General features: G+C 45.3%; 9 protein-coding genes. 4 read left to right on the top strand and 5 right to left on the bottom strand.

All coding sequences use genetic code 11. The features are described 5' to 3' along the window. Window positions 1-24: 24 nt before the first annotated feature. Together BMZ28_RS07015 and BMZ28_RS07010 are read right to left on the bottom strand one after the other, a co-directional pair. Complete coding sequence (locus BMZ28_RS07015) at window positions 25-1,239, bottom strand: NAD(P)/FAD-dependent oxidoreductase (protein ID WP_074821855.1); 1,215 nt, start codon at window positions 1,237-1,239, stop codon at window positions 25-27. After that, window positions 1,236-2,636, bottom strand: a complete 1,401-nt coding sequence (locus BMZ28_RS07010; protein WP_074821852.1) for an NAD(P)/FAD-dependent oxidoreductase — start codon at window positions 2,634-2,636, stop codon at window positions 1,236-1,238. Before BMZ28_RS07010 ends, BMZ28_RS07015 begins: the two co-directional genes overlap by 4 nt. A 246-nt stretch (window positions 2,637-2,882) precedes the next feature. Here BMZ28_RS07010 and BMZ28_RS07005 point away from each other — a divergent pair, with 246 nt between their 5' ends. Together BMZ28_RS07005 and eutH are read left to right on the top strand one after the other, a co-directional pair. Further along, window positions 2,883-4,325, top strand: coding sequence for an FGGY family carbohydrate kinase (locus BMZ28_RS07005; protein ID WP_074821850.1), 1,443 nt, complete (start codon window positions 2,883-2,885; stop codon window positions 4,323-4,325). 25 nt (window positions 4,326-4,350) lie between these two features. Further along, on the top strand, window positions 4,351-5,595 hold the full coding sequence (gene eutH, locus BMZ28_RS07000; protein WP_074821849.1) for an ethanolamine utilization protein EutH: 1,245 nt from the start codon (window positions 4,351-4,353) through the stop codon (window positions 5,593-5,595). A 369-nt stretch (window positions 5,596-5,964) separates the two neighbouring features. On the opposite strand, the gene lysS is transcribed toward eutH, so the two are convergent. Next, entirely contained in the window at window positions 5,965-7,488 is a 1,524-nt protein-coding gene (gene lysS / locus BMZ28_RS06995; protein ID WP_074821846.1) for a lysine--tRNA ligase, read from the bottom strand. Between the two features lie 15 nt (window positions 7,489-7,503). After that, window positions 7,504-8,602, bottom strand: a protein-coding gene (gene prfB, locus BMZ28_RS06990) for a peptide chain release factor 2 (RefSeq protein WP_114987013.1) whose coding sequence is annotated in 2 segments (ribosomal slippage) — window positions 7,504-8,526 and window positions 8,528-8,602 — 1,098 coding nt in all. Because the reading frame shifts where the segments join, the coding sequence is not laid out codon by codon here. 386 nt (window positions 8,603-8,988) lie between these two features. Between prfB and BMZ28_RS06985 the strand changes: the two genes are divergently transcribed. After that, a complete protein-coding gene (locus BMZ28_RS06985) occupies window positions 8,989-11,004 on the top strand; it encodes an LTA synthase family protein (RefSeq protein WP_074821843.1) in 2,016 nt (671 codons plus the stop codon). Between the two features lie 268 nt (window positions 11,005-11,272). Then, window positions 11,273-12,370, top strand: coding sequence for a hypothetical protein (locus tag BMZ28_RS06980; protein WP_074821841.1), 1,098 nt, complete (start codon window positions 11,273-11,275; stop codon window positions 12,368-12,370). Window positions 12,371-12,715: 345 nt separating this feature from the next. Here BMZ28_RS06980 and hpaR read toward each other — a convergent pair whose 3' ends face one another. Then, complete coding sequence (gene hpaR / locus BMZ28_RS06975) at window positions 12,716-13,165, bottom strand: homoprotocatechuate degradation operon regulator HpaR (protein ID WP_047781852.1); 450 nt, start codon at window positions 13,163-13,165, stop codon at window positions 12,716-12,718. Window positions 13,166-13,550 lie beyond the last annotated feature (385 nt).

The following is a 13,550-nucleotide window of genomic DNA, read 5'->3' as shown; positions in this document are numbered from 1 at the left end:
ATCGCTTAACGATGTATCGGCAAACTATACGATACTCACATTGATTTCTGTAGCATTTCCGGAAATCAGTCTGGAATTCACCCCTTTCAACATGATCCGTCGCCCAGGTAAACAGCGATGTTTCTTTTGATACAGAACCTGATTGCCTGATTTGACCACCACCGTACCTGTGATAGCCTGTTTCACCCGGATATTGAGGTCTAATGTCGATAAATTCTCATCAGCGGCAATACAAGAAGGCGCAGTAAATTGAATCTTTTCATCAAAAACAATCGGCAAACGTAAGGAGGCTTTCGGCGCTGGGCACTGTAGGTCTTTGGCAACCGCCAGACCCACTTTCATACCTTCCTGATAGCACTGATCCCCCATATCTGCCGGATGAAGCAAGTTGCCAATGGCATAATAAGCGGCGTCAGAACAGCGTCCCTGATTATCAACCACCGGACAACCGGTATCCGCTCGATAATCCAAATGGCTCCCTTTTATCAAGGTATATTCACCGGTAAATTCACCGGTAAAGATAACTGAATCACACTCAATCTTTTCGCGCTGGCCGTTACATTCAACCATCACATACTCAACGCGATTCAGTCCGCCAATCTCAACTAATTTAGTCTGGCAATAAACCGGAACACCAAAAAGTTTAGCCGCCATAATTAAAGGCCGGTTCGCCGTAATTCTTGCGCCCTGTTCAATCATCGCCTTGGCTTTAACACCCGCATTACGCAACGTCCATAATGCTGAAAAGCTGACAATCTCAGTACCGATAATCACCGGGTTGCGGCAAGGGGTCTGTCGATTTAAATAAATAAATTGCTGTAAAGCCCCGGTGGTTAAAACACCCTGCGGGCGAAGGCCGGAAACCAATCTCGGATGGCGTGGGGTTTCACGAACGCCGGTGGCAATAATGATGCGTTTAGCCTGTATATTAACCAGACCCGCATCACAAGAAACCTGAATTTTTCCGTCAGGATAAATCCCCACCACGGTCATGCCGGTCAATACCGGAACGTCACCGCGAATCTTCAGAATGTGCTCAACAAAATGCGATCCTTTCATCGGCCGTTTAAAGGTCAGTAACCCAAACGTCGGATGCTGGCAATGTCGGGGAACACCACCGGCCTGCGCTTCCCGCTCCAGAATAACAATATCATGCACACCTTGTTGCTTTAACGCCGTTGCTGCCGCAATACCAGAGGGGCCAGAGCCAATAATAACCACATCGTAATTTAGCTTCATTTCAGCACCTCTACCGCTAACGTATTCTCAAAACGATAATTAATGATTTCTGCCACCTTATGGCTACAGTAAAAACCGTTACACCGCCCCATCATCGCTCGGGTTCTCCGGCGCAGGCCTCCCAAACATTCCGGCGGAATATCTGAATCAAAAATCGCCTCAATTTCATTACGGCTGACGCGTTCACAGTGACACACAATGCCACCGTTATGCTCGGTCTGATAACTGCGCTGTTCATGCTCCGCCAACATTGGCATCTTAGGCCAGATCAGTTCAGCCGGCGGAGACATGTCAAACAACGGTGAAAAATTATTCTGATACAACGCCAGAACGTGCTTCGCAACACCCAGTGCGGAAGTCAGGCCGGTGGAGCGAATTCCTCCGACACATATCCACTGTTTTTCCGGATAGTCATTAATGCGGTAGTGTTTCTCTTCCGTTGCGGGACGCAGACCGGCATAGGTTGCCGTTACACTATAGTTATGCAAGCTGGGTAACATGTTGCTGCCCTGACGAATTAAATCTTTCAGGACATTTTCATCCACTTCCGCTTTCCAGCGATCCTCTTGTTCTTCTGCCGTTGGCCCTAACAGCAGATTGCCAAAAATAGTTTTGGCTAACAGCACGCCTTTCGTGATGGCTGTCGGAACAGGCAGGATAATGGCATTAATATCGGCCGCGGCTTCTTTATCGTAAACCAGGAACTGCCCTTTTCTTGGCTTAATCTGGAAAGGTGACGGATGGCAGATACTTTCCACAATATCCCCATTGATGCCTGCACAGTTGATCACCAGAGGAGCTTGAAATTCCCCTTTTTTAGTTTTCAGCGTCCATAAGCCATCATTGAAACTTCCGCTTTCAACCTCACAGTGGAACGCATATCCAGCACCGTGCTTTACCGCCTGAGTTAAGTACGCCAGCGGCGAACTCCACGGATCCATCACGCCTTCACCGGGGACGCTAACCGCCGCCAGCGCGCCTTCCGCCAGCTTCGGCTCCCGCCGATAGACTTCTTCTTTATCAACCAGACACACATCCATAACACCATTCTGATGTGCCTGTTCAACAATAGCGGGCAATTTAGCCAACTGTTCTTCATTCCAGGCAATCACCAACGCGCCAGTCTGCAGCAATGGTAGATTCATTTTATCTTTGATGGCCATAAACTCTCGATAGCCATTCTGTATACATTCCAGTTCAAGACTGCCGGGAGGCGCATCAAAACCGGTATGCAATAACGCACTGTTCGCTTTACTGGCTCCCGAAAGGATATCTCCGCCCCTTTCCAGTAATAAAGCATTAGCACCGGCAATCGCAAACTGACGATGGACAGCACACCCGACCACGCCACCGCCGATAACAATCACATCCCAATTTTTTTTATTTTCGTTCTTCATATGTAGCCAATCCTAGTGACCAATGTCTTTCGATATCATAAAACCACATGATAACCACAATATCAACACATAAAAAAACGACAATGACACTTAATAGCAAAACAAATCACACATTGTTAAATAAATGTGACCAAGGTCATAAATAAGTATCAATATGTGAATTTTATGTGGATTTAAGTTCCGTTTGATCGTAATAATCCACAAAACAGTCTAATTACCAACAAAAATAATAAAGGAAGATGCGTCATGCTTAACCAACGCTACGCCGCGATAGATCAGGGAACTACCGGTACCCGAGTTGTCGTTTTTGATGAAAGCGGACGTTCTCATTCTCCCATGAGCATTCCGCATAAACAGATCACCCTGAACAGCGGATGGGTTGAACAGGATCCGGAAGAGATCTTAGGTAATATTGTAAAATGTTTAGCCAGCTGTGAAGTGGTTGATGCGATTGGCATCTGCCATCAGGGTGAAAGTATTGTCGCCTGGCATGCCGATACCAAACATCCGCTGTATAACGCCATTATTTGGCAAGATATGCGGACAGAAAAACGTATTCAACAGCTAAAGGATGCCGGTCTGGAGCCTATCGTTCAGTCAAAATCTGGACTACCCCTCGATCCTTATTTTTCCGCCAGCAAAATGAACTGGATCATCGAAAATATCGTTGGTGTAAAAGAGCTGGCCGCAAAAGGCAAATTGCGTATCGGTACCATGGACTCCTTTTTTCTCGACCGTTTATGCGGAGTTTATTGCACTGACTATAACTCGGCCTCACGCACTTCACTGTTTAATATCCATACCTTGGAATGGGACAGTGAACTTTGTGAGATCTTCAATGTGCCGATCCACTGTTTAGCCCCAATTCGGGACACCACCAGCCACTTTGGCAACATTAATCTGGACGGGCATCTGACGCCGGTAACCGCCTCAATTGTCGATCAGTTTGCTGGCACTTACGGTCATGGCTGTCGGCATAAAGGCGACGCAAAAGTCACGTTTGGTACCGGCGCATTTCTTCAATCACTCACCGGTACGGAAATTGCCGACATTGGTGATTCAGGACTCCTGCCGACCCTATGCTGGAAATTCCCGGATAGTCCGGCGGTATTTGGTCTGGATGGCGGTGTTTATAACGCCGCGTCAGCCATTAACTGGGCTCGTAAAATTGGTCTGTTTAATGATTTTGATGAGCTTGATAGTTTTTGGAAAGAATCAGCTATTTCACGGGGGCTGGCTTTCGTTCCGGCACTGTCCGGGCTGGGTTGCCCTTATTGGGATCGTTCGGCCGCAGGAATCTGGACCGGTTTATCATTAGATGTAGAAAGAAAAGACATGCTTCAGTCAGTCTTGGAAGGCATTGCCGTCCGTTCTGCTGAAGTGATTCTGGCTATGGATAAGCTATCTCCTCTGGGAGACAGTATTTCCGTCGATGGCGGTCTCTCCTCCAATACTTACTTTAAGCAATTTCTGGCCAATATCATTCAGAAAAAGATTGTCGCACCTGCTAATCGAGAAGTGACTGCCCTCGGTACAGCCATGCTAGCCAGAAAGGGATTTGGCCTCGAACGCCCCATTTCTTTCAATACAGATGCCCATATCACAACACCAAATGATGCCTCGATGTTTGGCGTGATTGAGCAATATCAAGACATTATCTCCCGCTCTCGCGGCCTACGTCATTCATAAAATAAACAAGAATAAGGAATATCACATGGCTGAATTCGGTAACTATGTTATTTATCTGATTATGGTGGGCACCCTACTCGGTGCATGTGCCTCCATTATTAAACCGCAGAGCGGGCTGGGCCAAGAATTCGTTAATGGCATTCACTCTATCGGCCCGGTCTTTCTGGCTCAGGCCGGTATTATGGTCGCGGTACCGATACTGTCACAGGCTATCTCACATCTGCTGGGGCCGGTATTCAGCGCCGTAGGCTCGGATGTCTCTATTGCTGCCCTGTCAATTATTGCCGTGGATATGGGGGGCTATCAGCTCGCCGACGCACTCACCACCAACCGTGACATGTGGATTACCGCCATGCTGGTTGGTTATACCTCCGGTGCCACCATTGTTTATCTGATTCCGGTTGGATTAACCATGCTTAACCGTAAAGACCATAAATATCTGGCGCTGGGTGCGATGGCCGGGCTTATCAGCATTCCTTTTGGTGTACTTGCTGCGCTGTTGCTGATTACCTTTAACAATATTCCGGTACGGGACATTATCTCAACCAGCTCACCGGCCACGTATTACCTGAGCATCGATTTTGTCACCATGTTGCAGTATCTGATGCCGCTGTTTATTTTCTGTTTTCTGTTGGCCGCTGGTCTGAAATACCGCCCAGCGTTCATGGTGGCCGGCTTCCTGATTTTCGGCAAGATTATGGATGCCTTTATTAAGTTAGTGCTGGCCTGTTCCATCATTCAACATTTTACCGGAGTATTTACCCTTGTATTCGGCTGGTGGGGATTCGATCCGATGTTTGCCGATCAAAAAGAGCTATTCCGAGCCATTGAAATTGCCGGTTACATTGGCATTATGCTGGCGGGTACCTTTCCAATTTGTTATCTGTTCCAGAAATATTGTAAAGGTCTGGTCAGTATCTTTGGCCGCAAGCTGAAGTTAACCGATACCGGTGCGCTGGGCTTTATTATGGTACTGGCTAATATCATTGCCACTTATCACCTGTTCAAAGGTATGCGTGCCCGCGACAAAGTACTGTGTGTTGCCTTCGGCGTATGTGCGCAGGCCACTATCGGCGATCATCTGGCCTTTACCGCGAACTTTCAACCGACGCTGGTTCTGCCAATCCTGCTCGGTAAGCTAATCGGCGGTTTCCTGGCGGTGGCTATCGCCATTAAGATTTCAGTACCGGCAGCGGTTAAGTTTGAACAGCAGGATTTGGAAGAAGTTGAAGATATCAAACAACAAAACGGTGAGCTGCAACCTGCCTGATTTCTTTCCCTTATCAAGGTGGAATAACGTCGGATAAGGCATAATAAAAAGGAGCGTGATAAATATCACGCTCCTTGAGGCTGCTGACAAACTTTTTAATCAGCATCAATGGTTGTTCCGGCTGTAAAAATCTTGAGTGAATATCACCTAAGTGCTCAGCCGGAAGGACATCAGTATTCAACTTTAGCGTGCGTCGTGCCTAGCCGGGTTACGGGCACTCCGGCGGGCAAGCCCGCTACGACCCCCACACCCGTCTCTCCCGACGATTGCGTATATTAGTACTTTATCAACAATCTGAAGGAGCGTGATAAATATCACGCTCCTTTTTTCTCTATGCTTCTATATGATTTTTTCTGTCAGGCAGAAAACTTATTTCACCGGGCGCATGGCCGGGAACAAAATCACATCACGAATGGTATGGCTATTGGTAAACAGCATCACCATACGGTCAATACCAATACCCAGGCCTGCGGTTGGCGGTAAACCGTGTTCCAACGCAGTCACATAGTCTTCATCGTAGAACATCGCTTCATCATCACCAGCATCTTTTTGGCTGACCTGATCGGCAAAGCGCTGCGCCTGATCTTCCGCATCGTTTAACTCAGAGAAACCGTTACCAATTTCGCGACCACCAATAAAGAACTCAAAGCGATCGGTAATAAACGGATTATCGTCATTACGACGGGCTAAAGGAGAAACCTCTGCCGGGTATTCAGTGATAAAGGTTGGCTGAATCAGATGACTTTCTGCCGTTTCTTCAAAAATTTCACACTGAACGCGGCCTAAGCCCCAGCTCTTCTCAACTTTAATGCCCAGTGATTCCGCAATAGCCTTCGCTTTATCCATATCGTCTAAATCCGCCACATTGGTTTCAGGACGATAGTGACAGATGGCTTCTTTCATGGTCATTTTGGTAAACGGCTTACCAAAATCAAAAGACTGGTCGCCATACTCAACGGTCGTGCTGCCCAGCACGTCCTGAGTCAGGGTGCGGAACAGATCCTCAGTCAACGCGATCAGATCTTTATAATCGGCATAAGCCATATAAAGCTCGATCATGGTGAACTCTGGATTATGACGCGGAGAAACCCCTTCATTACGGAAGTTACGGTTAATTTCAAACACCCGCTCAAAACCACCGACCACTAAACGCTTGAGGTACAGTTCCGGCGCAATACGCAGATACATATCGATATCCAGCGCATTATGATGGGTAATAAACGGACGTGCAGTTGCACCACCCGGAATCACCTGCATCATTGGCGTTTCTACTTCCATAAATTCACGTTGCACCATGAAGTTACGAATAGCAGCCATAATTTTGGAACGCACCACAAAGGTACGACGAGAATCATCGTTGGTGATCAGATCCAAATAACGCTGGCGATAACGCGTTTCCTGATCCGCCAGACCGTGGAACTTATCCGGTAACGGACGCAGTGCTTTGGTCAGCAAGCGAACTTCATGACAATGAATCGATAGCTCACCAGTCTTGGTTTTAAACAGTCGACCGCGGGCAGCAACGATGTCACCCAAGTCCCACTTCTTAAACTGCTCGTTATAAATACCTTCCGGCAGATCGTCACGGGAAACATAAATCTGAATGCGTCCACCTACGTCTTGTAGGGTAGCGAAAGAGGCTTTACCCATAATGCGGCGAGTCATCATACGACCGGCAATGGCGACTTCTAAACCTAACGCTTCCAGTTCTTCGTTCTCTTTATCATCGTATTGTCTATGTAGCTTGTCCGATGTCATATCACGGCGGAAATCATTAGGGAATGGGTTACCTTGCTCACGCAGGGCTACCAACTTCTCACGGCGCGCTTGCAGTTCGTTATTTAACTCTGCGGCTGACTGCGCTGCATCATGCTCTTGAGGTTGCTCAGACATATCTATCTATCCTTTTTATAGCCCAGCTTTTAAGCTTGCTTCAATAAATCTATCCAGGTCGCCATCTAATACGGCCTGAGTATTCCGGGTTTCAACACCGGTACGTAAGTCTTTAATCCGTGAATCATCCAGCACATAAGAACGAATCTGGCTACCCCATCCGATATCCGATTTGTTCTCTTCCATCACCTGTTTATCAGCATTTTTCTTTTGTAGCTCAAACTCATACAACTTAGCTTTAAGCTGACGCATCGCCTGATCTTTGTTTTTATGCTGAGAACGGTCGTTCTGGCACTGCACCACAATATTGGTCGGCATATGGGTAATACGCACCGCAGATTCCGTTTTGTTAACGTGCTGACCACCGGCACCAGAAGCGCGGTAAACGTCAATACGTAAATCAGCCGGATTGATTTCAATATCGATATCATCATCCACTTCTGGATAAATGAAAGCCGAGCTGAAAGAAGTATGGCGACGGCCACCGGAGTCAAATGGACTCTTACGCACTAAACGATGCACGCCGGTTTCAGTACGTAGCCAACCGTAAGCGTAATCACCCATCACTTTAATGGTGGCCGATTTAGTACCGGCAACGTCACCGTCAGATTCTTCAATCATCTCGGTTTTAAAACCTTTGGCTTCCGCCCAACGCAGGTACATACGCACCAGCATACTCGCCCAATCCTGTGCTTCCGTACCGCCAGAACCGGCCTGAATATCAATATAGCAATCAGCGCTGTCATATTCGCCAGAGAACATACGGCGGAACTCTAACTGAGCTAATTTATCTTCCAGTTGATTCACTTCTTCAACGGTTTCATTGAAGGTGTCTTCATCATTTTCTTCAACGGCCAGTTCTAACAGGCCGTTGACATCTTCAACGCCTTGCTCGATCTGATCGATGGTTTCTACAATCGCTTCAAGTGAAGAACGTTCTTTGCCTAAAGCCTGAGCACGCTCAGGTTCGTTCCAAACATCGGGCTGTTCAAGCTCGGCGTTTACTTCTTCCAGACGTTCTTTCTTGGCATCATAGTCAAAGATACCCCCTCAGAACCGCTGTCCGTTCAGACAGGTCCTGGATCTGGTTTCTTACCGGATTAATTTCAAACATGATTTGTACTTACCGTTATGTGGTATAAGTTGACAGAATTATAATTGTAAACCGGTAATTCTAGCGGATCTGCGCTGTAGAATATAGCGGGTTCGGCGGCTTTTTATCGTTATTCGCTAGCGAATAACGTCCTTTCGTGCCAACCGCACAAATTAAATTCCCTGCCCCAGTTATTCCAAAGCTTAGCGAATAGGATTTTCCAGACAACGAACGCCTACATCAGACTTCTGCTTTACCTATGATTCAAACCAGAATGACTGAATGAATGACGCCCTGAAACGATTACACATATAATCTTTATTCAAATAACTTTCACAAATTTCGTACACTCAGTATCTTATTGCGCTGTCCTACCCATATCCGTTTTGATCTGTAAAGAAGGTACTATGTGGTTTTACCGATTTCGACAAGCTCTGATTGCCCTGTTATTGCCCTGGCTGTTAGCCGTAATTACCCAATCCACAGGTAGATTGTATCTATTACTGACCTATGGTACGCCTGAAGCGTTAAACGGCTTCGGCATGGATATTAAACGCATGTTCTGGATTGGCGGGCTGTTTGATATTCGCATCGCCAGTCTCTTGTTTGTCCCTTGCCTGCTGATTGCCGGTTTGCTGGCTATAAGCTCACGCAGTTTCCAATGTTGGCAGCGCTTCTGGCCATGGTTAGCGGCAATATTAAGCACTATCGTCACCACGGTAACCGTCGGTAATATTTTCTATTACGCCACCTATGAGCGCGCCATCGATATCTTTGTCTTTGGACTGGTTGAAGATGATACCGCCGCCGTTCTGGCCACCATGTGGCATGACTATCCGGTTATCCGTGGATTACTCAGCCTGGCGCTGTTTGCCGTTATTACCTTCTGGTTTTATCGTCGCTGGCAGCGCCGGCTAGGCGCTAAACCTGAGCGTAAGATTAACCTGCCAATCTCAGCAATCTCAACGCTGGTTATTCTGGCGGTCTGCTTTGTGGGTATGCGTGGTTCAATCGGTACTTTCCCACTTCGTCAGTCGGACGGGCAAGTCTCTGAAGTTAAAATGCTGAATATGCTAACCCCTAACGGGCTAATCGCGTTTAACTGGGCATTTAAAGCCCACAGCGAGGACAATACCTTTGCGGATGCCACCGATGAACAGGGTGAAGCGCTGCTCAGCCGCTTTTTGGATAAACCCACGGCGGCAAGCCTGACGCCGTTTAGCGCCCGAACCGACGTTAATCCACTGGCTAAAAGTAATCCACCGAATGTGGTACTGGCCGTGATGGAAAGTATGGGCTATCACCTGGAAAGTTACGATCGCCCCGATCGCGATCTGTTCGGCGCGCTGCGACAACACTGGCTAACCGACTGGCGCTTTGAACGCTTTATCTCGGAAGGTGACGGCACCATTGATACCCTGAACCGCTTCTTTGTACGCAGTCCCATGAGCGGCATTAGTCAGTCCAGTGCTCAGGCTCTCGACTTTGACAGTAATATGTTTAAGCCTTATCTGGCTAACGGTTATAAAATTATTTTTGTCACCTCCGGAAACGGTTCATGGCGCAATCTAAACCAGTTTCTACCCCGTTTAGGCGTCAGTGAGTTTATGGAGCAAAACGGCCTGAAAAAGCGCTATCCACAGGCTCACATGAGTACCTGGGGTATACCTGATGAATATATGTTCCGCTATATGGAAGAGCGTCTGGCTGAGGCAGACAAAAAAGGGGAACATATTCTGATCATGTCGATGTCTACCACTCATCATCCACCTTATAAAACACCGGACGGCTATCAGAAAACCAATATCCAACTAACCGATGCGGAAAAGAAACGGCTGAGCAATTTAGCCAGCGGAGATGAGCTGCAAGAGGTGATGCATACCCTGCGTTATGCGAACGATCAATTGGGGCAGTTTATCAGTTGGGTTAAATCGCAGCCGCTGGGTGGCCATACGATTATTGCAGCAACCGGCGACCATAACGTGCGCGGTATTGGTTATCAGGATACACATGAGCTGGTACTGGGTCATGCGGTGCCGTTTTACCTGTATGTTCCTCAGGCTTATCGTGACCACAGCCATTTTGATGCTGCTCGCGTAGGAAGCCATAAAGATATCTGGCCAACGCTCTATCAGCTTAGCCTGTCCGATACGCCATATTATCGCACCGGCTGTAATTTGCTGGCGGAGAAGCTGGATGATATCTGGTGTCAGGGCTATAACCCCGAAGCGGTGATTACCCCTCAAGGGGCATATATTCTGACCGGCAAAGGGGAGTTTCGCCCATGGGCAGCGGATAAAGGTCTGTTGCTCGGCGATCCACAGACGATGACGCCAGAACAGGAAAAACAGTTTAACCGCTGGGGCGCCTTTACCGATCTGCTATGGTGGCAGCTTAATCGGCAGGTACATGGGCAGAAGTAATGAGCAATAGCGAAAATGTTCTTTCGCGGTAAACCAGAGCGGCTCCCTCACCATCCCTCTAAAATGAACTGAACCCCAAAAAGTTGGACACGATAATCCAACTTTTTGGGGATATGAATGAAAACGTTACTTAACATATAAATATTCACTAACACCATAATAGAACGCTTCAAGTTATAACGTTAATAATCATCGAATTAAGTAATTACCTCCCCTTAATATTGTGTTATTATTTTAAAATTAAAAAAACCATGGATTGGTCACTAAATTGAGTAACATAAACTTCATTACGGCAAAATTTACCCGATGCGATAAGAATAGTAATCAGGATTATCCCTGTTGTTATCGTATTATTACCAGCTTAGATACGTTCTATTTTTTGGAGGATCAATTTCTCGATCTAAACGTATTAGATAAGCTAGAGAAAGGGGATATAATCCACATTGGTGCTCACTCGTTAGATGACGGCACTTATTGGCTACACTGGTTATTATCAGAAGAAAAAGGCTCATGTGAGGTTGTACAACGGTTAAAATTTACTATATTTCAAAAAATGACACTTATTCTTTATTTTTTGTCTGTATTTTTTCATATCATTGATCACCCTTCAATAATCACTATTATTGCACTTTTTACTTTACCTATTACTTTGATTTGTAGCTTAAATATTTTTATTAAGTGTATTAATTTTTTTTCCGTTAAAGCACGAATACAACGAATACACTTCTCCAGGGCAAAAAAAGGCGATCTCTCATTTATGCGGGATACCCGTAATGAAAAACGTAAACGACAATATTTTTCAGATATAACACTTCATATTATTGATGGAACAGCTCAAGATATTGAAATGAGGCTCACCTCAAAACACCAAAATCTTATAATTAATTTTAATATAAGTGGAATATTAATAACATTACGAGAATATGCGTATTCTTTGACCAAAACCACCATCCCGATAGTCCACTATACTACGCATCCTACCTTTATTGCCGAAAACGATCGGTTAAAATTACTTATTGATAATAATAAAGTAAAAGCCATTGTAAATAGAACAGATCGGGCAACATATTTATTATGTAATCCGACTTGGATGAGCAACCAAAAAGTAAAAAAAATATTACTACATTGTTATTCTATAATGATTCCTGCGCTTTTATTTGGATACCCAATTTTTATTATGACAATCAGCGACCTTAACTCCTATATTTACTTTTTTACTATAATAGTGATATTACCAACACCATATTTCATCGTATTTCTTTATTACTTTTTTTCGCTATTTGGCGATCATTCCTCAACTAAACAAGCTCTCAGTTGGCTATTAAAAATTACGGATAACAAGCCACCTAAAGAAATTTGGCAATAAGCATTTTTAAGGTTCGTGCTAAAATAGTTATTCAACAATATAGCCAACCACCCAATTTGAAGTCGCCATGCCAACCAAAGAGAAGGTGTTGAAGAGAACCGCCTTTCTGCGAGCTAGTACTTACATACTGTTAAAATCTATTTCCGACAAATTTTTCACTATCAGTAATACTGCCCGGCAGCCGTGAGTTCATGGTGATACTGTTTTTCGGGTCAAGCCAAGTTTTACCAAAAGTTTCAGATGGCCCTTGCCAACTGACTTTGCACTTAGAATTAACTGTTAGATCAAGTTGTAGCTGTCATTTAAAACAGGACGGGGTGATGAGTACAAACCAACCTAACGGGTTCAACTCTCTTCCCTCTCTACTTCCGCCCCACCATTATTATCCACCACCTCAATAAACCGCTCCAACAACACCATAAGTTCATCCAGTTTATCGGCGGAAAAACGCTGTTCGATCTGACGATATCCCCGTTCAATATGCTCTTTAGCCTGTTGGTAAACCGTGTGCCCTTTATCCGTCAGAGAAACATATAGCTTACGCTGATCGTTCAATGGCTTAAGACGAAGAATCAATCCATCGCGTTCCATTCGCGACAGGATCCCGGTTAGGCTTGGCCGAAGAATACAGGTCTGGCGCGCCAACAGATGAAAGTCGCAAGAATGCATCTCCGCCAACACGCGAATAATCCGCCATTGCTGCTCAGTCAGGTTATATTCGTTGAGAATGGGTCGGAAAAAACCCATCGCTGATTCCCGGGCTTGTAATAAGGCAATGGTCAGAGATTCATGCATAAATTCTTTTCACTCTTGATTAAGGCGACAAACATCACGCCATTAGTATGACATGTAAACGCCACTTTTCACCCTATGATTGCCATAACACTCCCTTCCCCTTGATGGTAAAAACAAAATTCATTTTCATATTAATAATTTAACAATTCGAGTCAATATGAATTCAATGAAATCATCATACTTAAAGCAAAATGCTGAATCGTTAAAACCAAAAATTAATTAATACACTGATAAATAACTATAATATTTTATTAATGTAAATAGATTGTTATACAGATCACAAGAATGAAACGTTTATTTGATCGCCAAACAACATCAAGATAAATAGATATCATTAATATATTAACAATCTATAAATTTAAGCCTCAATAGAAATTATGCATAC

The sequence above is a fragment of the Pragia fontium DSM 5563 = ATCC 49100 genome (assembly GCF_900112475.1).
In the GTDB taxonomy this organism is placed as follows: Bacteria; Pseudomonadota; Gammaproteobacteria; order Enterobacterales; family Enterobacteriaceae; genus Pragia; species Pragia fontium.
The sequence above is the reverse complement of the archived record's forward strand: the minus strand, read 5'-3'. Positions and strand labels throughout refer to the sequence as shown.

What these genes read in the sequence shown, in the direction of transcription:
- BMZ28_RS07015 (WP_074821855.1), bottom strand. Translation starts at nt 1,239, where the DNA reads ATGAAGCTAAATTACGATGTGGTTATTATTGGCTCTGGCCCCTCTGGT.
- BMZ28_RS07010 (WP_074821852.1), bottom strand. Translation starts at nt 2,636, where the DNA reads ATGAAGAACGAAAATAAAAAAAATTGGGATGTGATTGTTATCGGCGGT.
- BMZ28_RS07005 (WP_074821850.1), top strand. Translation starts at nt 2,883, where the DNA reads ATGCTTAACCAACGCTACGCCGCGATAGATCAGGGAACTACCGGTACC.
- eutH (WP_074821849.1), top strand. Translation starts at nt 4,351, where the DNA reads ATGGCTGAATTCGGTAACTATGTTATTTATCTGATTATGGTGGGCACC.
- lysS (WP_074821846.1), bottom strand. Translation starts at nt 7,488, where the DNA reads ATGTCTGAGCAACCTCAAGAGCATGATGCAGCGCAGTCAGCCGCAGAG.
- BMZ28_RS06985 (WP_074821843.1), top strand. Translation starts at nt 8,989, where the DNA reads ATGTGGTTTTACCGATTTCGACAAGCTCTGATTGCCCTGTTATTGCCC.
- hpaR (WP_047781852.1), bottom strand. Translation starts at nt 13,165, where the DNA reads ATGCATGAATCTCTGACCATTGCCTTATTACAAGCCCGGGAATCAGCG.